This window comes from Lysobacter sp. DMC97, assembly GCF_056313745.1.
Genome location: NZ_JBQUZR010000007.1, coordinates 146,454 through 167,873, shown reverse-complemented (window position 1 = coordinate 167,873; position 21,420 = coordinate 146,454). Strand labels below are relative to the sequence as shown.

Annotated in this window: 18 protein-coding genes; 17 read left to right on the top strand and 1 reads right to left on the bottom strand. The window is 70.7% G+C overall.

Annotated features, from left to right (window positions below; genetic code table 11):
- The first annotated feature begins 149 nt into the window (after positions 1-149).
- The 15 genes from ACT53Q_RS16250 to ACT53Q_RS16180 all read left to right on the top strand — a co-directional run bounded on the left by ACT53Q_RS16250 (position 150) and on the right by ACT53Q_RS16180 (position 16,073).
- On the top strand, positions 150-2,141 hold the full coding sequence (locus tag ACT53Q_RS16250; protein WP_476187697.1) for a peptide MFS transporter: 1,992 nt from the start codon (positions 150-152) through the stop codon (positions 2,139-2,141).
- 55 nt (positions 2,142-2,196) lie between these two features.
- A complete protein-coding gene (locus ACT53Q_RS16245) occupies positions 2,197-3,255 on the top strand; it encodes a cation diffusion facilitator family transporter (protein WP_476187696.1) in 1,059 nt (352 codons plus the stop codon).
- A gap of 125 nt (positions 3,256-3,380) precedes the next feature.
- Positions 3,381-3,938, top strand: a complete 558-nt coding sequence (gene frr / locus ACT53Q_RS16240) for a ribosome recycling factor (protein WP_476187695.1) — start codon at positions 3,381-3,383, stop codon at positions 3,936-3,938.
- Positions 3,939-3,949: 11 nt separating this feature from the next.
- Positions 3,950-4,729, top strand: a complete 780-nt coding sequence (gene uppS / locus ACT53Q_RS16235) for a polyprenyl diphosphate synthase (RefSeq protein WP_476187694.1) — start codon at positions 3,950-3,952, stop codon at positions 4,727-4,729.
- The gene (locus ACT53Q_RS16230; RefSeq protein WP_476187693.1) at positions 4,726-5,592 is read left to right on the top strand and encodes a phosphatidate cytidylyltransferase; all 867 of its coding nucleotides are present in this window, start codon (positions 4,726-4,728) and stop codon (positions 5,590-5,592) included. The genes uppS and ACT53Q_RS16230 overlap by 4 nt, the downstream gene beginning before the upstream one ends.
- An 85-nt stretch (positions 5,593-5,677) precedes the next feature.
- Positions 5,678-6,850: a 1-deoxy-D-xylulose-5-phosphate reductoisomerase gene (locus ACT53Q_RS16225; protein WP_476187692.1), complete on the top strand. Its 1,173-nt coding sequence runs from the start codon at positions 5,678-5,680 to the stop codon at positions 6,848-6,850.
- The gene (gene rseP / locus ACT53Q_RS16220) at positions 6,847-8,229 is read left to right on the top strand and encodes an RIP metalloprotease RseP (protein WP_476187691.1); all 1,383 of its coding nucleotides are present in this window, start codon (positions 6,847-6,849) and stop codon (positions 8,227-8,229) included. The genes ACT53Q_RS16225 and rseP overlap by 4 nt, the downstream gene beginning before the upstream one ends.
- Positions 8,230-8,363: 134 nt before the next feature.
- On the top strand, positions 8,364-10,820 hold the full coding sequence (bamA, locus tag ACT53Q_RS16215) for an outer membrane protein assembly factor BamA (protein ID WP_476187690.1): 2,457 nt from the start codon (positions 8,364-8,366) through the stop codon (positions 10,818-10,820).
- Positions 10,821-10,993: 173 nt separating this feature from the next.
- Positions 10,994-12,019 carry a UDP-3-O-(3-hydroxymyristoyl)glucosamine N-acyltransferase gene (lpxD, locus tag ACT53Q_RS16210; protein ID WP_476187689.1) on the top strand — a complete coding sequence of 342 codons (1,026 nt, stop codon included), beginning with the start codon at positions 10,994-10,996 and terminating at the stop codon, positions 12,017-12,019.
- Positions 12,016-12,498 (top strand): 3-hydroxyacyl-ACP dehydratase FabZ, encoded by a 483-nt coding sequence (gene fabZ, locus ACT53Q_RS16205; RefSeq protein ID WP_476187688.1) that lies wholly within the window; start codon positions 12,016-12,018, stop codon positions 12,496-12,498. Before lpxD ends, fabZ begins: the two co-directional genes overlap by 4 nt.
- Positions 12,499-12,508: 10 nt before the next feature.
- On the top strand, positions 12,509-13,294 hold the full coding sequence (lpxA, locus tag ACT53Q_RS16200) for an acyl-ACP--UDP-N-acetylglucosamine O-acyltransferase (protein WP_476187687.1): 786 nt from the start codon (positions 12,509-12,511) through the stop codon (positions 13,292-13,294).
- The gene (gene lpxB, locus ACT53Q_RS16195) at positions 13,294-14,460 is read left to right on the top strand and encodes a lipid-A-disaccharide synthase (RefSeq protein WP_476187686.1); all 1,167 of its coding nucleotides are present in this window, start codon (positions 13,294-13,296) and stop codon (positions 14,458-14,460) included. The genes lpxA and lpxB overlap by 1 nt, the downstream gene beginning before the upstream one ends.
- Entirely contained in the window at positions 14,457-15,116 is a 660-nt protein-coding gene (gene rnhB, locus ACT53Q_RS16190) for a ribonuclease HII (protein ID WP_476187685.1), read from the top strand. Before lpxB ends, rnhB begins: the two co-directional genes overlap by 4 nt.
- A gap of 157 nt (positions 15,117-15,273) precedes the next feature.
- Positions 15,274-15,633 (top strand): hypothetical protein, encoded by a 360-nt coding sequence (locus ACT53Q_RS16185; protein ID WP_476187684.1) that lies wholly within the window; start codon positions 15,274-15,276, stop codon positions 15,631-15,633.
- Between the two features lie 80 nt (positions 15,634-15,713).
- Positions 15,714-16,073 carry a hypothetical protein gene (locus tag ACT53Q_RS16180; protein WP_476187683.1) on the top strand — a complete coding sequence of 120 codons (360 nt, stop codon included), beginning with the start codon at positions 15,714-15,716 and terminating at the stop codon, positions 16,071-16,073.
- A gap of 36 nt (positions 16,074-16,109) precedes the next feature.
- Here the strand turns inward: ACT53Q_RS16180 and ACT53Q_RS16175 are convergent, their stop codons facing one another.
- Positions 16,110-16,550 (bottom strand): hypothetical protein, encoded by a 441-nt coding sequence (locus tag ACT53Q_RS16175; RefSeq protein ID WP_476187682.1) that lies wholly within the window; start codon positions 16,548-16,550, stop codon positions 16,110-16,112.
- A gap of 130 nt (positions 16,551-16,680) precedes the next feature.
- On the opposite strand from ACT53Q_RS16175, the gene dnaE reads away from it, so the two are divergent.
- Together dnaE and ACT53Q_RS16165 are read left to right on the top strand one after the other, a co-directional pair.
- Positions 16,681-20,244 (top strand): DNA polymerase III subunit alpha, encoded by a 3,564-nt coding sequence (dnaE, locus tag ACT53Q_RS16170; RefSeq protein WP_476187681.1) that lies wholly within the window; start codon positions 16,681-16,683, stop codon positions 20,242-20,244.
- A gap of 91 nt (positions 20,245-20,335) precedes the next feature.
- A complete protein-coding gene (locus ACT53Q_RS16165) occupies positions 20,336-21,295 on the top strand; it encodes an acetyl-CoA carboxylase carboxyltransferase subunit alpha (protein WP_476187680.1) in 960 nt (319 codons plus the stop codon).
- Positions 21,296-21,420 lie beyond the last annotated feature (125 nt).

Below are 21,420 nucleotides of genomic sequence, written 5' to 3'. Positions count from 1 at the left end.
CGTCCTGGGTGAGGTCAACACGCGATGGTAGGCCGGACGCCCCGGACCGGCATAGCCCGAAAGGCAGGGGCGCGGGGTCCGCAGGCCAACCGGACGGCCGCGGGCCCGGGGCTATACTCCCCCGTCGCCCGCACGCCCCGGAGTCCGCCTTGTCGTCCACCGCCGCTACCGCCGCCGTGCCGTCCTCCGACGAGCTGTTCGGGCATCCCAAGGGCGTCTACGTCTGCTTCTTCACCGAGATGTGGGAGCGGTTCTCCTTCTACGGCATGAAGGCGCTGCTGCTGCTGTTCCTGCTGCAGCACCACAAGTTCGGCGACCGCGCGGGCCTGGACCTGCTCGGCGCCTACGGCGGCCTGGTCTACTGCGTGCCGGTGTTCGGCGGCATGCTCGCCGATCGCTTCCTCGGCATGCGCCGGGCGGTGATCTTCGGCGGCCTGCTGCTGGTGCTGGGCCATGCGGGCATGAGCATCGAGGGCCATGCCGCCACGGTCGCGAACGGCGTCGTCACCCGCGACGACGGCGCGCTGCGCGCGATGTACCTGTCGCTGGCGCTCATCATCATGGGCGTGGGCTTCCTCAAACCGAACGTGTCGACGATCGTCGGCCGGCTGTACCGCGAGGACGATCCGCGCCGCGACTCCGGCTTCTCGCTGTTCGTCGCCGGCATCAACCTCGGCGCGCTGTTCGCGTCGATCGTCTGCGGCTACCTCGGCCAGACCTTCGGCTGGAGCTACGGCTTCGGTGCCGCGGGCATCGGCATGGTGCTGGGGCTGGTGCAGTTCCTGTGGGGCCGCAAGTACCTGCGCGGCATCGGCGAACCGCCGGCGCCGCTGGCGAAGGGCCGCGAATTCGGCATCTACGCGGTCGCGCTGGCCGCGGTGTTCGGGGTGGCGTGGCTGATGGAGGCCGTGACCCGCATCAAGCTCGGCCCGGACCTCGTGCGCTGGACCTTCGGCATCGTGGTGATGGCGCTGGCCGGCATCGTCTGGTCGATGTGGCAGTCCGCGCGCCGCGACGACGCCGCGCCGAAGCCGATGCTCGCCTATGCGCCGTCGATGGCGGCGTTCGCGTTGCTCGGACTCGGCACGATCTGGCTGTCGGCCAATACCGGCGTGCTGGCGTTCTTCATCGAGGAATCGACGCTCGCGCTGATCCTGATGTCGGTGGTGTTCCTGCTGGTGGGCTTCTGGTACGTCTGGTTCGTCACCCGCCACTGCTCGCGCGTCGAGGCGCAACGCATGGGCGCGATGATGGCGCTGATCTTCGCCGCGCTGGTGTTCTACACGCTGTACGAGCAGACCTACGGTTCGTGGGTGACGTTCACCGAGCGCATGCTGACCAAGGACATCGTGCCGCAGCTGGTGCAGCCGACCCCGGCGCTGGACTGGAGCGGCGGGTTCGGCTCCGACCTGGCGACGTTCGTCGGCAGCGCACCGTGGTCGATCATTTCGCTGCTGATGGCGCCGCTGGCGTTCATGGTGTCGGCGTCGCTGTCGGACCGCAACGCGGACTCGACCGCGCCGAAGTGGCTGTTCGGCGCGGCGATGCTGCTGATGCTGGTGTTCCTGCTGCGCGACGCGCTGGTGCTGCCGCAGACCGCGGGCTCGCTCACCTACCTCGGCGCGCTGTTCATCGTGCTGCTGGCGCCGCTGTTCTCGGTGATCTGGACGTGGCTGGACAAGCGCGGCCTCGATCCGTCGAAGCCGACGAAATCCGCCTTCGGGCTGCTGTTCGGCGGCCTGAGCTTCGTGCCGCTGGCGCTGGCGGCGCAGCAGGCCGGCGCGAGCGGGCAGATGGCCACGGTGTGGTGGCTGGTGCTGGCCTACCTGATCCTGGAGATCGGCGAGATGTGCCTGCAGCCGGTCGGGCTGTCGGCGGTGACGCAGTTGTCGGTGCCGCGCGTGGTCAGCCTGATGATGGGCACGTGGTTCCTGGCGACGGCGTTCTCGGAAACGCTGGCCGCGCTGCTGGGCAAGCTGGCGGCGCTGGACGTGCCGGAGGGCACCGCCATCGACATGGCCGTGGCCGGCGCGAAGTACGCCGACCTGTTCTGGCTGCTGATGTGGATGGGGATCGGTTGTGCGGTGGTCGCGTTCGCGGCCTCGCCGCTGCTGCGGCGGATGATGCACGGGGTCAAGTGAGCCATGGCGCCGGGGCGGATAGTGTCCGTTTCGGCGTGCATGTGAAAATTCCGACATGACGTTCCCGCACGCCCACGACGGCCACGACGCCCACGACCATGGCCATGCACATGGCCACGACGACGATCATCCGCATGGCCACGGCCACGAGGATCGCCACCGCGACCACGACCATGCGCACGGCCCGGGCGGGCACACGCACGGGATCGCCTCGGGCACCCGCGCGTTCGCGTTCGCGACGCTGATCAACCTCGCCTACACCGCGCTGGAAGCCGGCTACGGCTTCGCCACCGATTCGCTGGCCCTGCTGTCCGACGCCGTGCACAACCTCGGCGACGTGCTGGGGCTGGCGCTGGCCTGGGGCGCCATGGTCATGGCCCGGCGCGCGCCGACGGCCCGCCACACCTACGGCTGGCGCCGCGCCACCCTGCTCTCGCCGCTGGGCAACGCGCTGCTGCTGGTGGGCTTCAGCGGCGCGCTGGGCTGGGAGGCGCTGCGCCGCTTCGCCGCGCCGCCGGAAATCCCCGGCGTGCCGGTGATGGTGGTGGCAGCGATCGGCATCGTGGTGAACCTGGGCGCGGCATGGTTCGTGCACGGCGGGCATGCGCACGCGCACGACCTCAACCGCCGCGGCGCCTTCCTGCATCTGATGGCCGATGCAGCGGTGTCGCTGGCCGCGGTGCTGGCCGGCGCCGGCATGCTGTGGCTGGACTGGCGCTGGCTGGATCCGGCGACCGCGGCGCTGGTCGCGGTGGTGGTGGCGGTCGGCTCGTTCCGCCTTCTGCGCGATGCGTTCGACGCCGCGATGGACGCCGTGCCGCGCGGGCTGGAGCAGGCCGAGGTCGAAGCCTTCCTCGCCGCGCAGCCGGGGGTCAGCGCCGTGCACCACCTGCACATCTGGTCGCTGGGCGCGGGCGAGATCGCGATGACCGCGCATCTGGTCCGGGCCGCCGCGGACGACCACGACGCCTTCCTCGACACGCTGCACCAGTCGCTGGACGAGCGTTTCGGCATCAATCACCCGACCCTGCAGATCGAGCACGGCACGCGCTGCGGCCACGACTGCGGCGGCCGGGCACCCCACGGTGACGCGGCGCCCGCCCGCCCGGCCTGACCGCACCCGGTCCGGCCCGCACCGAACCGGCGCCCGGGCGGCATCGCATATAATCGCCGGTCTTGGCGTTCCGGCCGCACCAGGCGTCCCGCGCGGCCACCACCAGACCGATACCAGGAACCGGCATGCTCAACGACATCAAGAAAGACACGCAGGCCCGCATGGCGAAAAGCGTGGAATCCCTGCGCCACGGCCTGACGAAGGTCCGCACCGGCCGCGCTTCGCCGTCGCTGGTCGAGCACCTCAAGGTGAACTACTACGGCTCGGACATGCCGCTGTCGCAGGTGGCCAGCATCGCGGTCGCCGACGCCCGCTCGCTCACGATCACCCCGTGGGAGAAGCAGATGGTCGCGGCGGTCGAGAAGGCGATCTACGCCTCCGACCTGGGCCTGACCCCGAATACCGCCGGCACCGTGATCCGCATCAACCTGCCGCCGCTCACCGAGGAGCGCCGCCGCGAGCTGTCCAAGCACGTGCACGCCGAGGGCGAGGACACCAAGGTCGCGATCCGCAACATCCGCCGCGACGCCAACCAGCACGTCAAGGAACTGCTGAAGGACAAGAAGATCACGGAAGACGAGGAGCGCCGCAGCGAGCAGGACATCCAGCAGTTGACCGACAAGGCCATCAAGGACGTGGATGAGGTCGTCAAGGCGAAAGAACAGGAACTGATGGCCGTCTGAGGCCTGCCGGCATGTCTCCGCCGCCGCAGCCCGGCGTCCCGCGCCATCTCGCCGTCATCATGGACGGCAACGGCCGCTGGGCCGAGCGTCGCCACCGTCCGCGCGTGCTGGGCCATCGTGCCGGCGCCCGGGCGGTGAACCTGTGCATCGACTGGTGCCTGCGCCGCGGCGTCGCGGCGCTGACCCTGTTCGCGTTCTCCAGCGAGAACTGGGGCCGCCCGCAGGACGAGGTCGGCGCGCTGATGAAGCTGTTCTTCAACGCGCTGGAGCGCGAGGTCGAGGAACTGCACCGCCGCGGCGTGCGCCTGCGCTTCATCGGCGAACGCGAGCGCTTCGCGCCGGACATCCTGGCGCGGATGACTGAGGCCGAGGCCCGCACCGCCGGCAACGACGCCCTGCACCTCACCGTCGCCGCCAGCTACGGCGGCCGCCAGGACATCGCCCATGCCGCGCGCGCCATCGCCGCCGAAGTCGCGGCCGGCCGGCTGGCCGTCGCCGACATCGACGAGGCCGCGGTCGGCCGGCACATGGCGCTGGCCGACCTGCCGCCGCCGGACCTGTTCATCCGCACCGGCGGCGACCACCGCATCAGCAATTTCCTGCTGTGGCAGCTGGCCTACACCGAACTGTGGTTCACCGACCTGCTGTGGCCAGACCTCGACGAGGCCACGCTGGACCGCGCCCTGGCCGATTTCGGCGGCCGCGAGCGCCGGTTCGGCCTGACCAGCGCCCAGGTCGCCCCCGACGCGGCCGTGCCGCCCTCTTCCCTTCCCGACAGGACCGACGCATGACCCGGACCCGCCTCCTGGCCGCGCTGGTCATGGCCCCGCTGGCGATCGCCGCGGTGCTGCTGCTGCCCACGCCGTGGCTGGCGCTGCTCGCCGCCGCCGCCTTCCTGATCGGGCTGTGGGAGTGGCTGCGGCTGACCGAGATCGAGGATCCGATCGCCCGCGGCGTGCTGGTGCTGGTGAACCTGCTGGTGATGGTCGCGCTGGTCTGGGCCTCGCGCTCGAACAGCGGTGGCTCGTTCATCCTGTTCAAGATCACCGTGCTGCTGGGCGGGATCTGGTGGCTGCTGGCGCTGCTGTGGCTGCGCCGCTACGAATTCGCCTCCGACCACGACACCCACGCCCGCATGTTCAAGCTGGCGGCGGCGACGCTCAGCATCATCCCGGCCTGGTGCGCGCTGGTGCTGATCCACGCCGGCCAGGTCGGCGCGCCGCCGGTGACCACGGGCATCCCCGGCGGCCACCGCTGGCTGCTGCTGGCACTGGCGATCGTCTGGGCCGCCGACACCGGCGCCTATTTCGCCGGCCGTGCCTTCGGTCGCAACAAGCTCGCGCCGCGGATCAGCCCGAACAAGACCATCGAGGGCCTGTTCGGCGGGGTGGTCGCGGGCATGGCACTGGCGGTGGGCGCCGCGCCGTTCGCCGGCGCCACTCTCGGCCAGTTGCCGTACGTCGCCATCGTCGCGCTGTGGACCATCCTGTTCTCGGTGGTCGGCGACCTGTTCGAGAGCCTGCTCAAGCGCCACGTCGGGGCCAAGGATTCCAGCCACCTGATCCCCGGCCACGGCGGCGTGCTCGACCGCATCGACAGCCAGCTCGCGGCGCTGCCGGTGTTCGCGCTGGGCAAACTGTTGTTCGGCTTCTGAACGCCATGACCGCGCCACGGTCCAACCGCGTCATGCCCGCCGCCGCCATGCCCGCCCTGCCGCCCGCCCCCGCCGGAGCCCGCCGATGAAGCGGGTCGCGGTCTTCGGCGCCACCGGCTCGATCGGCACGTCCGCGCTGGACGTGATCGCCCGCCACCCCGACCGCCTCCGCGCCGAGGCGCTGGTCGCCGGCGGCAATGCCGCCGCGCTGGTCGACCTCTGCCGCCGGCATCGCCCCGCGCATGCGGCGGTGGCCGACCCGGCCGCCTACCCGGCCCTGCGCGACGGCCTGCGCGACGCCGGTCTGACCACCGAAGCCCACGCCGGCGCCGAGGCGATCGACGCCCTCGCCGCCGACGCCGGCAGCGACACGGTGGTGGCGGCGATCGTCGGCGCGGCCGGGCTGTCGTCCACGCTCGCCGCGGCCCGCGCCGGCAAGCGCCTGCTGCTGGCGAACAAGGAGTCGCTGGTGCTGGCCGGCGACCTGCTGATGGCCGCGGTCCGCGCCCACGGCGCGACCATCGTGCCGATCGACAGCGAACACAACGCGATCTTCCAGTGCTTGCCGAGCGCCGAGGCCCATGCCGGGCTGGCGCGGATCCGCCTGACCGCCTCCGGCGGCCCGTTCCGCGGCCGGACCCGCGCCGAGCTGGCCGGCGTCACCCCGGCGCAGGCGGTGGCGCATCCGAAGTGGTCGATGGGCCCGAAGATCTCGGTCGACTCGGCCACGCTGATGAACAAGGGCCTCGAGGTGATCGAGGCGCACCACCTGTTCGGGCTGCCGGGCGAGCGCATCGGGGTGCTGGTGCACCCGCAGAGCCTGGTCCACTCGCTGGTCGAGTTCATCGACGGTTCCACTCTCGCCCAGTTGGGCCTGCCGGACATGCGCACCGCGCTGGCGGTGGGTTTCGCCTGGCCGGAACGCATCGCGTCCGGCGTGGAATCGCTGGACCTGCTGGCGCAGGGGCGGCTCGACTTCGAGGCGCCCGACACCGACGCCTTCCCCTGCCTGCGCCTGGCCTACGACGCGCTGGCCGCGGGCGGCGCCGCGACGGCGGTGCTCAACGCCGCCAACGAAGAGGCCGTTTCAGCCTTTCTTCAGGGCCGCATCGGTTTCCTGTCCATTCCCGCTCTCGTCGAAGACGCCCTGCACCGCATGCCGCACGCCGCTGCCGGATCGCTCGACGCCCTGCTCGCCGCCGACGCCGCCGCGCGCGCGGCCACCCGTGCGGCGATCGCCCGCGAGGCGCACGCATGAACGATTTCTTCGCCTCCGCCTGGTGGCTGATCGTCGCCCTCGGCGTGCTCGTCACCATCCACGAACTCGGCCACTACGCCGCCGCCCGCTGGTGCGGGGTGCGGGTGCTGCGATTCTCGGTGGGCTTCGGCAAGCCGCTGTGGATGCGCAAGGACAAGCACGGCACCGAATGGGCGATCGCCGCGATCCCGCTGGGCGGCTACGTGCGGATGCTGGGCGAGCACGACCTCGTCGACCGCAAGACCCCGGTGTCCGAGGCCGAACGCAGCGAGTCGCACGACCACAAGCCGGTCGGCCAGCGCATGCTGATCAGCTTCGCCGGCCCGTTCGCCAACCTCGTGCTGTGCGTCGCCCTGCTGTGGCTGATGTTCGTGATCGGCCGCCCCGACTACGCGCCGGTGGTCGGCCAGGCCGAAGGCATCGCCGCGGCCGCCGGCCTCAAGCGCGGCGACACCCTGCTGGCGATCGGCGACCGCGAGACGCCGACCTGGACCGAGGCCAGCATGGCGCTGCTGACCGCCGCCATCGACCGCGGCCCCACCCCGGTGAAGATCCGCACCGCCGGCGGCGCCACCGCCGTCCGCACCCTCGATTTCTCGAAGCTCCCGGCCGGCAACGACCTGGACGTGGCCGCCGGCCACATCGGCATCCTCCCCCGGCACCAGATGCAGATCCCGCTGGTGGACTCGGTGGCGCCGGGCGGTGCCGCCGACGGCGTGCTGAAGCCGGGCGACCGCATCCTCGCCGTCGGCGACACGCCGGTGGCGCTGTGGGCCGACCTGCCGCCGCTGGTCGCCCGCCTGGGCGAGGCGGGCGGCGGCACGATCACGTTCGAGCGCGACGGCGCCCGCAAGACCGCCACCCTCGTGCCGCGCTGGGGCAGTCGCCCGAAGGAAGCCGGCGGGGGCCAGGCCTGGCAACTGGGCATCGGCGCGGCCAGGGACGTCGCCAAGGCGCCCAAGGACGCGCTGCTGCGCTACGGCCCGATCGAGGCCGTGCCGGCCGCCTTCCACGAGACGAAGTTCCAGATCGGCGAACTGTTCGGCATGTTCAAGCGGGCCTTCGACGGCCGGCTGGCGGTCAAGAACACGTTTTCGGGGCCGATCGGCATCGCCCGGGCGGCCAATGCCTACGCCAAGAACGGCCTCGCCTGGTACCTCAGCCTGCTCGCCCTGCTCAGCCTGAGCCTGGGCGTGCTGAACCTGCTGCCGGTCCCGGTCTTGGATGGCGGGCACCTGCTGTATTACCTTATCGAGTTGCTCAAGGGCGGACCGTTAAGCGATCGTGCCATGGCCGCCGGTCAATATGTGGGGCTCGCCCTGCTGTTGGGACTCATGGGCCTGGCGTTCTACAACGACCTTCAGGGGCTGATTCGATGACTTCCGCCAATCCGGATCGCCGCCCGCCGTCCCTCGACGCCGGGCCGGCGAGCTGACGGCCCGGGACCGGCCACCGCTCCGCTTCGCTCCACATTCCGCCACCGCTCCACCGCACCCATTTACCGGATGTCCTGATGACGCGCACGCCCCACCGCCGCCTGCTCGCACTCGCTCTCGCCACGAGCTTGGCCTCGCTCCACGCCGCGCCGACCCTGGCGCAGACCGCGTCCCCGGCCTCCGCCTCCAGCTTCACCGTCTCCGACATCCGCGTCGACGGCCTGCAGCGCATCGGCGCCGGCACCGTCTTCACCTACCTGCCGATCGAGCGCGGCGACACCGTGGATTCCGCGCGCATCGCCGAGGCCATGCGGGCGCTGTACAAGACCGGCTTCTTCGAGGACATCCGCTTCGACCGCGAAGGCAGCATCCTCGTCGTCAACGTCACCGAACGCCCGGCGATCAACACGCTGACTCTGTCCGGCAACAAGGACATCAAGACCGAAGACCTGATGACCAATCTCAAGGAGATCGGCATCGCCGAGGGCGAGACCTACGACCGGCTCGCGCTCGATCGCGTCACCCTCGAACTCAACCGCGCCTACAACAACCGCGGCAAGTACAACGTCCAGATCACCCCGACCATCACCCGCCTCGACCGCAACCGCGTCGACGTCACCATCAACGTCAACGAGGGCAAGGCGGCGAAGATCCGCCACATCAACCTGATCGGCAACGACAAGTTCGAGGAAGAGACGCTGCGCGACGGCTGGGAGTCGAACGAGAGCAACTGGCTGAGCTGGTACCGCCGCGACGACCAGTATTCGCGCGAGAAGCTCACCGGCGACCTCGAGAAGCTCAACGAGTTCTACCTCGACCGCGGCTACGTCGATTTCAGCGTCGACAACACCCAGGTCGCGATCAGCCCCGACAAGCGCGACATGTTCGTCACCGCCACCCTCACCGAGGGCGAGCAGTACACCATCGACGACGTGCAGATCACCGGCGACACCGTGCTGTCGCAGGAGCAGATCCAGCGCTACGTGTTCCTGAAGAAGGGCCAGACCTTCTCGCGCGCGCTGCTGGAACTGACCTCCGACGCGATCACCAACTCGCTGGGCAACATCGGCTACGCCTTCGCCGAGGTGAACCCGATCCCGAACATCGACCGCGAGAAGCGCACGGTCGGCATCAACCTGCAGGTGGTGCCCGGCCCGCGCGTGATGGTCCGGCAGATCACCTTCAAGGGCAACACGCGCACCACCGACGAAGTGCTGCGCCGCGAGATGCGCCAGTTCGAGGGTTCGTGGTACTCGCAGGCCGCGATCGACCGTTCGAAGGTGCGCCTGCAGCGCCTGGGCTTCTTCGAGAGCGGCTCGGTCGAAGTCGAGACCAAGCCGGTGCCGGGCACCAACGACCAGGTCGACGTGGTCTTCAGCGTGAAGGAAACCACCTCGGGCAGCTTCACCTTCGGCTTCGGCTATTCGCAGCTGTCGGGCCTGACCACCACGCTGCAGCTGACGAAGAACAACTTCCTCGGCACCGGCAACCAGATCAGCGCCGAAGTGCAGCGCAACGCCTACCTGCAGCGCTATTCGTTCTCGTTCCTCAACCCGTACTTCACCGACGAAGGCATGTCGCTGGGCTACAACGTGTGGTGGCGCGAGTTCGACAACTCCGACTTCAACACCGCGCAGTACTCGACCACCAGCGCCGCCGGCCAGGCCGTGCTGGGCATCCCGCTGACCGAGAACGACAGCATCTCGGTGGTGTTCGGCCTGGACCGCAACCAGATCCTCGCCTACCCGGGCTCGTCGCCGAAGTCGGTGGTCGACTACATCGACGCCTACGACAAGAGCACGTTCCACGCCTGGCGCACCGAGCTGGGCTGGGCGCGCGACACCCGCAACGACTTCTTCACCCCGACCTACGGCACCTACCAGCGCCTGTCGGCCGAAATCACCCTGCCCGGTTCGACCGCCGAGTACTACAAGCTCAACTACGAGTTCTCGAAGTACTGGCCGCTCAACCGCGCGCTGGTGCTGAACACCCGCTTCCAGCTGGGCTACGGCGACAGCTACGGCGGCGACACCACGCGCATCACCTGCACGCTGCAGGGCGGCCAGCCGCACATCCCGAAGGCGGCGCTGAACGACTCCGCCTGTGCCCCGGGCAGCACGTTCGAGCGCGAACTGGTCGCCACCGGCCTGCCGTTCTTCGAGAACTTCTACGCCGGCGGCGTGCGCTCGGTGCGCGGCTACCGCGACAACACCCTCGGCCCGGTCGATTTCGCGGCGAACAGCAGCCTGCGCCAGCCGATCGGCGGCGCGGTGAAGACCGTCGGTTCGCTGGAAATGTTCTTCCCGACCCTGCTCGACACCCCTGCGGCGCGCGTCTCGGCGTTCGTCGACGTGGGCAACGTGTTCAAGGACTGGAAGAGCTTCGACTCGTCCGAACTGCGCGGCTCCGCGGGCGTGGCCCTGCTGTGGCGCGCGCCGGTCGGCCCGATCTCGATCAGCTACGCCTTCCCGTTCCGCGACCAGCCGGACGACGAGCTGGAGCGCCTGCAGTTCACCTTCGGCGGCGCGTTCTGATCGCGGCACGCCCCGTCGTCCGACCCGCATGACCCGAAGGCCCCGGCGCCGCAACGCCGGGGCCTTCGCGTTTCCGGCCGCCCGCCCGCCGGCCACGCACGAAACCGTCCCGAATCCCGCGGTCCGCGGTGCCGGGCTCCTATAATCCCGGTTTCGCCCTGCCGAGCCCGCCCGTGCCTCCGTCCCCCACTTTCACCGTCGCCACCCTCGCCGAGCGCTTCGGGCTGACGGTGCACGGCGACGCGGACCGCCCGATCGACGGCGTCGCCACCCTCGCCCGCGCCGGCGCGACCCAGGTCGCGTTCCTCGCCAACCCGCGCTACCGCAGCCAGCTGGCCGCCAGCAGCGCCGGCGCGGTGGTGATGCGCGAGGACGACGCCGCGGACCACGCCGGCACCGCCCTGATCGCGAAGGACCCCTACGCCGCGTTCGCGAAGATCTCGGCGCTGTTCGACCACCGCCCGGTGCTGGCGCCGGGCATCCATCCCTCCGCCGCCATCGATCCGGCCGCGACCGTCTCGCCCGAGGCCCACGTCGGCCCGTTCGTGAGCATCGGCCCCGGCTCGCGCGTGGAGGCCGGCGCCACGATCGGCCCCGGCTGCGTCATCGGCGAGGACTGCGTGGTCGGCGAAGGCTGCGAACTGGTCGCCCGGGTCACGCTGGTGCGCCGCGTGCGCCTCGGCAAGCGCGTGCTGATCCATCCCGGCGCGGTGCTCGGCGCCGACGGCTTCGGCCTGGCGATGGAGCACGGGCGCTGGCTGAAGGTGCCGCAGCTCGGCGGCGTGGTCGTCGGCGACGACGGCGAGATCGGCGCGAACACCACCATCGACCGCGGCGCGCTCGACGACACCGTGCTCGAGGAGGACGTGCGCCTCGACAACCAGATCCAGATAGGCCACAACGTGCGCATCGGCGCGCACACGGCGATGGCCGGCTGTTCCGCGGTGGCCGGCAGCGCCACGATCGGCCGCTACTGCCTGATCGGCGGCGGCGCGGGTATCCTTGGGCACCTCGAAGTCTGCGATCGCGTCGTGGTCACCGCGATGAGCCTGGTGACCAGCACCATCCGCGAACCCGGCGAATACTCGTCGGGCACCCCGCTGATGGACAACCGCAGCTGGCGCAAGAGCGCCGCCCGTTTCAAACAGCTCGACGCCCTGGCGCGGCAGGTCGGCGGGCGCAACCAGGAACCCCGATGACCTCGTCCGAGATCCCAGCCTCGCCCCCCGTCCTGCCGCTCGGCGCGAGCGAAATCCAGTCGCTGCTGCCGCACCGCTACCCGTTCCTGCTGATCGACCGCGTGGTCGAGTTCGAGGCCGGCGCGCGCATCCTGGCGTTCAAGAACCTCACCATCAACGAGCCGTTCTTCCAGGGCCATTTCCCCAGCCGCCCGGTGATGCCCGGCGTGCTGGTGGTGGAAGCGCTGGCGCAGGCCGGCGGCGTGCTCTACCAGCTCACCAGCCGCATGAACGGCGTGCAGGTCGAGGACAAGCTCTTCTACCTGGTGAAGATCGAGAACGCGCGCTTCAACCGCATGATCGTGCCCGGCGACCGCCTGGAACTGGACGTGTCGATCAAGCGCCGCATCCGCAACATGGCGCTGTACAGCGGCGTCGCCCGCGTCGACGGCGAGGAAGCGGCAAGCGCGGACATCCTGTGCGCGGAAGCGCGGGACTGAGGCGGCGAGCATGAGCGCAGCCTCGATCAGCCCGCTGGCGCACGTCGATCCGTCCGCGAAGCTCGGCGCCGGCGTCGTCGTGGCGCCGTTCGCGACGATCGGCCCGGACGTCGAGATCGGCGACGGCACCCACGTCGGTCCGCACTGCAGCATCACCGGCCCGACCCGCATCGGCCGCGACAACCGCTTCCACGGCCACGCCGCGATCGGCGGTGATCCGCAGGACAAGAAGTACGCCGGCGAGCGCACCGAACTGGTGATCGGCGATGGCAACGTGGTGCGCGAGTTCGTCACCATCCATCGCGGCACCGGCGGCGGCGGCGGCACGACCCGCATCGGCCATCGCAACTGGTTCCTCGCCTACACCCACGTCGCGCACGACTGCCAGGTCGGCAACGACTGCGTGTTCTCCAACAACGCGACCCTGGCCGGCCATGTCGAAGTGGGCGACCAGGTGATCCTCAGCGGCTTCGCCGGCGTGCACCAGTTCTGCCGCATCGGCGACCACGCGTTCATCGGCATGGGCGCATTGGTCAACGGCGACGTGCCGCCGTTCCTGATGGTGGCGCAGGAAGGTTACGGCCGCCCGCGCGGCATCAACAGCGAAGGCCTGAAGCGCCGCGGCTTCGACCCGGCGCGCGTGGCCGCGATCAAGCGCGCCTACCGCGCGCTGTACGTCTCCGGCGCGCCGCTGGAAGACGCCAAGCGCCAGCTCGCGGAGATCGCCGCCGAGAGCGACGACGTCCGCGCCTTCCTCGATTTCATCGAACGCGGCGAACGGCCGCTGCTGCGCTGATGCGCATCGCGCTGGTCGCGGGCGAGGCCTCGGGCGACCAGCTCGGGGCCGGCCTCATCGCCGAACTGAAGGCGCGTTTCCCCGACGCCGAATTCGCCGGCATCGGCGGGCCGGCGATGCGTGCCGCCGGTTTCGAGGCGTGGCACGACAGCCAGGCGCTGGCGGTGATGGGCCTGGCCGAAGTGCTGTCGCACCTGCCGCGCCTGCTGCGCCTGCGCGCGAACCTGCGCAAACGCGTGCTGGCGTGGAAGCCCGACGTGTTCGTCGGCATCGACGCGCCCGACTTCAACCTCGGCGTCGAAAAATGGCTCAAGCGCCGCGGCGTGCGCACCGTGCACTACGTCAGCCCGTCGGTGTGGGCGTGGCGCGAGGGCCGCGCGGCGAAGATCGGCCGCAGCGCCGACCGCGTGCTGTGCCTGTTCCCGATGGAGCCGCCGATCTACGCGAAGCACGCGGTCGACGCGCGCTTCGTCGGCCATCCGCTGGCCGATGCGATCCCGCTGGAACCCGATCGCGCCGCCGCGCGCGCCGCGCTGGGACTGGAACCGAACGCGCCGGTGCTGGCGCTGCTGCCCGGCAGCCGCCTGGGCGAGATCGCGCGGATGCTGCCGGTGTTCCTCGATGCGGTCGATCTCGTCGCCCAGCGCGTGCCGGCGCTGCGCATCGTGCTGCCGGCCGCGAACGACGCCTGCGAACGCGCGATCCGCGCGCAGCTGGCAACGAAACCCGGCGTCGCCGCGCGGGTGCGCGTGCTCGACGGCGACGCGCAGCGGGCGATGATCGCGTCCGACCTGGTGCTGCTGGCCTCGGGCACCGCGGCGCTGGAAGCGATGCTGTGCAAGCGGCCGATGGTGGTCGGGCATCGCATCTCGCCCACGACCTACCGCATCGTCACGAAGCTCGGGCTGCTGAAGACCCGTTTCGTCAGCCTGCCGAACGTGCTGGCCGACGCGCCGCTGATCCCCGAACTGCTGCAGGACGACTGCGTGCCCGAAAAGCTCGCCGCCGCCTGCCTGCGCTGGCTGGGCCAGCCGCAGACGGTGGAGGCGCTGCTGCCGCGCTTCGTCGAACTGCACGAGACGCTGCGCCGCGATGCCTCCGCGCGCGCGGCGGACGTCGTGGCCGAACTGGCCACCGCGCCGGCCCGCGCCACGCTGACGCCGTGACCCGGCGTCGCGCCACGCCACCCGCGAACACCGACGGTCTCTTCGAGGACCCGCTGGCCGCGATCGCCCGCACGCGACCGCTGCGCATCGCCGGCGTCGACGAGGCCGGCCGCGGCCCGCTGGCGGGTCCGGTGTCGGTGGCGGCGGTGATCCTCGATCCCGACCGCCCGATCGACGGCCTGAACGATTCCAAGCAGCTGTCGGAAGCGGCGCGCGAGGCGCTGTTCCCGCTGATCCGCGAACGCGCGCTGGCGTGGCACATCGAGTTCGTGGAGCGCGAGGAGATCGACCGCCTCAACATCCTCCAGGCGACCCTGACCGGCATGCGCCGCGCGCTCGAAGCGCTGTCGCCGGCGGCCGATCTGGCCCGCATCGACGGCAATCGCCTGCCGAAGGACCTGCCCTGTGCCGCCGAGGCGCTGGTCGGCGGCGACGCGCTGGAGCCGGCGATCATGGCGGCGTCGATCCTCGCCAAGGTCGCCCGCGACGCGCGCATGCGCGAGCTGCACGCGCAGTGGCCGCAGTACGGGTTCGACCGCCACAAGGGCTACCCCAGCCCGGCGCACCTCGCCGCGCTGCACGAGCACGGCCCCTGCCCGGAACACCGGCGCAGCTACGCTCCGGTGCGCGAGGCGCTGGCCCGCCTCGGCGGCTGAACACCGCCCCGGACGGCAGCAGCGCTCGGCGACGCGCATCCGGTCACGGTCCGCGAGACGAGGGCCCGCCATGCTCGCCGGGTCGCGGGAACGCGACCGGCCCGCGGCATCCGCAGCGGCGTCGCACTCGACGCAACGGAATCCTCAGGAGGAGACCATGCATTTCCATCCGCTTCGTACCCTCGGCCTCGCCGCCGCCCTCGCCGCCACCGTGTCCGGCGGCCTGATGACGCCGACGACGGCGCATGCCGCCGTCCCGACCATCACCACCTTCGCCTGCCCGCTGGACAATGGCGGCGGCCGCTTCTACTGCTTCATCGACTACACCTCCGACAGCACGACGACGGTCGGCTGGTCGGGCGGCGGCACCATCATCAACGACACCGGCCACAGCGATTTCTACGGCCATTGCAGCATCGGCAGCAACATCACCGTGACCGTGACGGTGACCAACGCCTCCGGCTCGACCTCGCGCTCGCGGACGTTCAAGTGCAACGGCGGGCCGATCATCCTCTGATCGCGCGCCGCATGCCCCGGCGGCGGCCGCGCCGTCGCCGGGTCCGGAAGGAACCCCGCATTCTCATCAGGAGATTGTCCATGCCCATCGCGATCGCCCGTCCGATGCTCCGTCCGCTCCGCACCGCTGCCCTCGCCACACTCGCCTGCGTTCTGCCGCTGTGCCTGTCCGCCCCGGTGGCCGCGCAGTCCGGGGCCCCGGTCATCACCTACTTCGTTTGTCCGCTCAACATCGAGCACGGGAACTTCGAGTGCGAGGTCGGCTACGCCTCGGCGACGCCCGCCAAGGTCTCGTGGTCGGTGCCGGGCAGCTTCACCACGCCGCCGGGCAGCAGCAACCTGTTCGGCCACTGCACGCCCGGGCGGCCGTACCGGGTGTCGGTGACGATCTACAACGTTTTCGGCAGCGCGACCCAGACGACCACGCTCAACTGCGTCTGACGCGACACCAGGCGCCGGCACCGCGCGGTGCCGGCGTCAGCGCGACGGGCGCTTGCGGTTGCCGATCGTCAGGTGCAGCGGGTGCCGCGGTGCGCGCGGCAGGCCCAGCGCCTCGCGATAGTCCAGCGCGGCCTCGCAGTCGACCGGGAAGAACACGTAGTCGCCGATCTCCTGCGGCGGGAAACGCAGTTCGAAGGCCATCTCGGCACCCTCGCGGTCCTTCCAGCACGCCGGCTGCACCGGCACCTCGCCCTGGACGACGGACACGTGCGGGCCCCACAGCGGGTCGCTGAGCGACCGGGTGCGGCGGGCGTCGAGCAGGTAGAGGTGGCGCAGGTAGCGCCCCAGCTCCGGGTCGCAGGCGAGGATCAGCCAGTGCTCGGTGCTGCCACCGTCGCGGCGCACCCGCCCGCCGCGCGGATCGAGCGGGGGCGAGAAGCGGCAGACGCCGGACAGGCGGATCGAGGAGGCAGGCACGGGGAGGCAGGCGGATGAACGGCGGCGGATGATCGCATGCGCCCCGGAGACGGCAGGAAATCCGCCCGTCAAGCCTTGTCCCCACCCGTCCCGGGCCCTACCCTGCCGGTCTGCGCCCGCCGGCCCGCCGATGTCCTCCCGCTTCGTCCATCTCCACCTCCACAGCGAGTACTCGCTGGCCGACTCGACGATCCGCATCCCGGAACTCGTCGCCCGTTGCGCCGCGCAGGGCCAGCCGGCGGTGGCGCTGACCGACCGCAACAACCTGTTCGCGCTGGTGAAGTTCTGGAAGGCGGCCGAGGGCGCCGGCATCAAGCCGATCGCCGGCGCCGACATCCAGGTGGCCGAGGGCGACGAAGCGCCCTGGAAGCTCACCCTGCTCTGCCGCGATCGCAGCGGCTATCTCGCCCTGTCGCGACTGCTCAGCCGGGCGTGGATGGAAGGCCAGCGCCACGACGGCGTGGTGGTGCGGCCGCACTGGCTGGCCGAGGCCAACGAGGGCCTGTTCGCGCTGGCCGGCCGCCACAGCCAGGCCGGGCTGCTGGCCGCGGGCAACCGCCACGACCTCGCCTCGCAGTGGCTGCACGACTGGCAGCGCCATTTCGACGACCGCTTCCATCTGGAACTCACCCGCTGCGGGTTCGACGGCGAGGAGGCGTTCAACGCCTTCGCGCTGCACGCCGCCGGCGAGCGCGGCATCCCGGTGGTCGCCAGCAACGAGGTGCGCTTCCTCGATGCCGACGGCTTCGAGGCGCACGAGGCGCGGGTGTGCATCGCCACCGGCCGCGTGCTGGACGATCCCAAGCGGCCGCGCGAGTACACCGCGCAGCAGTACCTCAAGACCAACGAGGAGATGGCGGCGCTGTTCGCCGCCGACGCGCCGGACGCGATCGACAACGCGGTCGATCTGGCGATGCGCTGCAACCTGGAACTGTCGCTGGGCAAGTACTACCTGCCCGCCTTCCCGGTGCCCGACGACCACACGCTCGACAGCTGGATCCGCAAGGAAGCGCACGACGGCCTGAAAGCGCGGCTGGAGAAGTACCCGCTGGCGCCGGGGCACGACCGCGCCAGCTACGAATCGCGGCTCGACATCGAGCTGGACGTGATCGTGAAGATGGGCTTCCCCGGCTACTTCCTGATCGTCGCGGACTTCATCAACTGGGGCAAGCAGAACGGCATCCCGGTCGGGCCGGGCCGCGGTTCGGGCGCGGGTTCGCTGGTGGCGTGGGCGCTGGGCATCACCGATCTCGACCCGCTGCCGTACGACCTGCTGTTCGAGCGCTTCCTCAACCCCGAACGCGTGTCGATGCCCGACTTCGACATCGACTTCTGCATGGACCGCCGCGACGAGGTGATCGACTACGTCGCCGCGAAGTACGGCCGCGACCGCGTCAGCCAGATCATCACCTACGGCACGATGTCGGCGAAGGCGGTGGTGCGCGACGCCGGCCGCGTGCTGGGCCTGCCGTACGGCTTCGTCGACGGCATCTCGAAGCTCATCCCGCTGCAGCCGGCCGACCCGCTGTCGCTGGAGGACGTGCTGGGCCGCAGCAAGCGCGCGCAGCAGGATCCGGACCGCGCGATCGGCGAGATCATCGAGCGCTACAACAGCGAGGACGACGTCCGCGACCTGATCGACCTCGCGCTGCAGCTGGAAGACCTCACCCGCAACGCCGGCAAGCACGCCGGCGGCGTGGTGATCGCGCCGCAGCCGCTGTCGGACTTCTGCCCGCTGTTCGCCGAACACGACGGCAACGGCCGCGGCCGCAACCCGGTCACGCAGTTCGACAAGGACGACGTCGAAGCGGTGGGCCTGGTGAAGTTCGACTTCCTCGGCCTGCGCACGCTGACGATCATCGACTGGGCGGTGAAGGCGATCAACGTCCGCCGCGCGCGCGAAGGCCAGCCGCCGCTGGACATCGGCGCGCTGCCGCTGGACGACAAGCCGAGTTACCAGCTGTTCGCGCGCGGCGACACGGTCGCGGTGTTCCAGTTCGAATCCCGCGGCATGCGCGAGTTGCTCAAGCGCGCGCAGCCGGACACGTTCGAAGACATCATCGCGCTCGCCGCGCTGTTCCGCCCCGGCCCGCTGGGCTCGGGGATGGATCGCGAATGGGTCGATCGCAAGCACGGCCGCACCGAGGTGACGTATCCGCACCCGGCGCTGGAGCCGGTGCTGAAGCCGACCTACGGCGTGATCGTGTACCAGGAACAGGTGATGCAGATCGCCCAGGTCCTGGCCGGCTATTCGCTGGGCGGCGCCGACCTGCTGCGTCGCGCGATGGGCAAGAAGAAGCCCGAGGAGATGGCGAAGGAGCGCGCCAAGTTCGAGGCCGGTTCGGCCGAACGCGGCGTCGACCCGAAGACCGCGACGCAGATCTTCGACCTGATGGAGAAATTCGCGGAGTACGGCTTCAACAAGTCGCACTCCGCGGCGTACGCGCTCGTCGCCTACCAGACCGCGTGGCTGAAGGTGCACTACCCGGCCGAGTTCATGGCCGCGGTGATGTCCTCGGACATGGACAACACCGACAAGGTGGTGATGTTCCTGGACGAGACCCGCGCGCTGGGCATCGACGTGCGCATGCCGGACGTCAATGCCTCCGCCTACATGTTCGAGGCGAAGGAAGACGGCTCGATCCGCTACGGCCTGGGCGCGGTGAAGGGCGTCGGCCGCGGCGCCTGCGAGGCGATCGCCGACGAGCGCCGCGCCAACGGCCCGTACGCCGACCTGCTCGACTTCTGCAAGCGCGTGGATTCGACCAAGCTCAACCGGCGCACGCTGGAAGCGCTGATCCACGCCGGCGCGCTGGACGGACTGGCGCCAACGCGCGCCTCGCTGATGCTGCAGCTGCCCGAAGTGCTGAAGGCGACCGACCAGATCACGAAGAACCGCAACGCCGGCATGGTCGACATGTTCGGCAACGCGGCCGGCGCGCCGGACATCGCCATCGACCTGCCGACCTGCGCCGAATGGCCGCTGTCGCAGAAGCTGCAGGGCGAACGCGAGACGCTGGGCCACTACCTCAGCGGCCACCCGATGGACCCGTATCGCGACGAGGTCGCGGCGCTGGTCGGCACCGACCTCGGCCGGCTCGACGCCCTGTGGGACAGCGCCCAGAGCGCGCGCGGCCGCGGCGGTGGCGGCGAGGACGGCGGCGGCCGCAGCTGGCGCGCCGAGGCCACGGCGATCGTCGCCGGCCAAGTGGTGGCGATGCGCAAGCGCGGCGATTCGCAGGCGTTCGTGCAGATTGAGGACGGGCGCGGCCGGCTGGAATGCGCGTTCTTCGCGGAAGCCTTCTTCGAGAACCAGACGCTGCTGACCCGCGACCGCATCCTGATCGTCGAGGGCGGCCTGCGCGAGGACGAGTTCAGCGGCGGCTTCTCCCTGCGCGCGCGGCGCTGCTGGGACTACCACGCGATCTGCGCCCAGCACGCCCAGCGGCTGTCGCTGCGGCTGGACCTGCGCACCCCGGGGCTGCTGCGGTCGGTCGAGGACCTGCTGGCCCGCCATCGCCCAGGCAAGACCCCGCTGCGGATGGACCTGCTGCTGCCGCAGGGGGCCGCGGGCACCCTGGACATCAACGGCACCCAGTCGGTCCGGGTCGAGGCCGAGCTGCCCAGCGCCCTCCGCGCCCTGCCAGGGGTGCGGACGGTCAAGGTCGCCATGGGCAAGCCCTGGGCGCAGTGACGCGGTCCCGGGCAAATTCCCCGCGGTACGGCGATTCCCGGGATTCCTCGGCTAGACTGCCGGTTCCCGGGCCACGGAACGCTCCCCTCGCATGAACCCGAACTACCTCGATTTCGAACAGCCGATCGCGGACCTGGAAGGTCGCATCCGCGAACTGCGTCAGGCCAGCACCGGCCCCGCGGTGAACATCGATGCCGAAGTGCGCGCGCTGGAAAACAAGCTGCGCCTGCGCACCGCCCAGATCTTCCGCGACCTCAGCGCCTGGCAGGTCTCGCAGCTCGCGCGCCACCCTGCACGGCCGTACACGCTCGACTACCTGCGGGTGATGTGCGACCAGTTCCAGGAACTCGCCGGCGACCGCGCCTTCGCCAACGACTGCGCCATCGTCGGCGGCCTGGCCCGCATCGACGGCCGCAGCCTGATGGTGATCGGCCACGAGAAAGGCCGCGACACCAAGGGCAAGGTCCGCCGCAACTTCGGCATGCCGCGTCCCGAGGGCTACCGCAAGGCGCTGCGGCTGATGAAGATGGCCGAACGCTTCCGCCTGCCCATCCTCACCTTCATCGACACCGCCGGCGCCTGGCCGGGCATCGATGCCGAGGAGCGCGGCCAGTCCGAGGCCATCGCGCGCAACCTGATGGAGATGGCCGAACTGAAGGTGCCGATCGTCTGCACCGTGATCGGCGAAGGCGGCTCCGGCGGCGCGCTGGCGATCGGCGTCGGCGATCGCACGGTGATGCTGGAATACAGTACCTATTCGGTGATCTCGCCCGAAGGCTGCGCCTCGATCCTGTGGAAGACCGCCGACCGCAAGCAGGAGGCCGCCGAAGCCATGGCGATCACCGCGCCGCGGCTGAAGTCGCTGGGCCTGATCGACAAGGTCGTGCGCGAGCCTATCGGCGGCGCGCACCGCAACCCGGTGCAGATGGCCAAGCGCCTCAAGGCCGTGCTGCTGAACGAGCTGGACGCGCTGGAAGCGGTGCCGGTCGACGACCTGCTGGATCGTCGCTACCGCCGCCTGCGCGGTTACGGCGCCTACGAGGCCGCCTGAACCGGACATCGGCGGCTCAGCCCGGGGCCGGACAGTGGCCCAGGATGCCGTGCCGAAAGTTGACCGGAGGCAAGCGCACGGGGGACACCCGGCGGACGATGGACGGATGGCCGCGATGAGCGTCG

Coding starts and splice junctions, on each gene's coding strand:
- fabZ (WP_476187688.1), top strand. CDS start 12,016: ATGACCTCGTCCGAGATCCCAGCCTCGCCCCCCGTCCTGCCGCTCGGC.
- ACT53Q_RS16230 (WP_476187693.1), top strand. CDS start 4,726: ATGACCCGGACCCGCCTCCTGGCCGCGCTGGTCATGGCCCCGCTGGCG.
- lpxB (WP_476187686.1), top strand. CDS start 13,294: ATGCGCATCGCGCTGGTCGCGGGCGAGGCCTCGGGCGACCAGCTCGGG.
- ACT53Q_RS16245 (WP_476187696.1), top strand. CDS start 2,197: ATGACGTTCCCGCACGCCCACGACGGCCACGACGCCCACGACCATGGC.
- bamA (WP_476187690.1), top strand. CDS start 8,364: ATGACGCGCACGCCCCACCGCCGCCTGCTCGCACTCGCTCTCGCCACG.
- ACT53Q_RS16185 (WP_476187684.1), top strand. CDS start 15,274: ATGCATTTCCATCCGCTTCGTACCCTCGGCCTCGCCGCCGCCCTCGCC.
- ACT53Q_RS16180 (WP_476187683.1), top strand. CDS start 15,714: ATGCCCATCGCGATCGCCCGTCCGATGCTCCGTCCGCTCCGCACCGCT.
- ACT53Q_RS16165 (WP_476187680.1), top strand. CDS start 20,336: ATGAACCCGAACTACCTCGATTTCGAACAGCCGATCGCGGACCTGGAA.
- frr (WP_476187695.1), top strand. CDS start 3,381: ATGCTCAACGACATCAAGAAAGACACGCAGGCCCGCATGGCGAAAAGC.
- uppS (WP_476187694.1), top strand. CDS start 3,950: ATGTCTCCGCCGCCGCAGCCCGGCGTCCCGCGCCATCTCGCCGTCATC.
- ACT53Q_RS16225 (WP_476187692.1), top strand. CDS start 5,678: ATGAAGCGGGTCGCGGTCTTCGGCGCCACCGGCTCGATCGGCACGTCC.
- rseP (WP_476187691.1), top strand. CDS start 6,847: ATGAACGATTTCTTCGCCTCCGCCTGGTGGCTGATCGTCGCCCTCGGC.
- lpxA (WP_476187687.1), top strand. CDS start 12,509: ATGAGCGCAGCCTCGATCAGCCCGCTGGCGCACGTCGATCCGTCCGCG.
- dnaE (WP_476187681.1), top strand. CDS start 16,681: ATGTCCTCCCGCTTCGTCCATCTCCACCTCCACAGCGAGTACTCGCTG.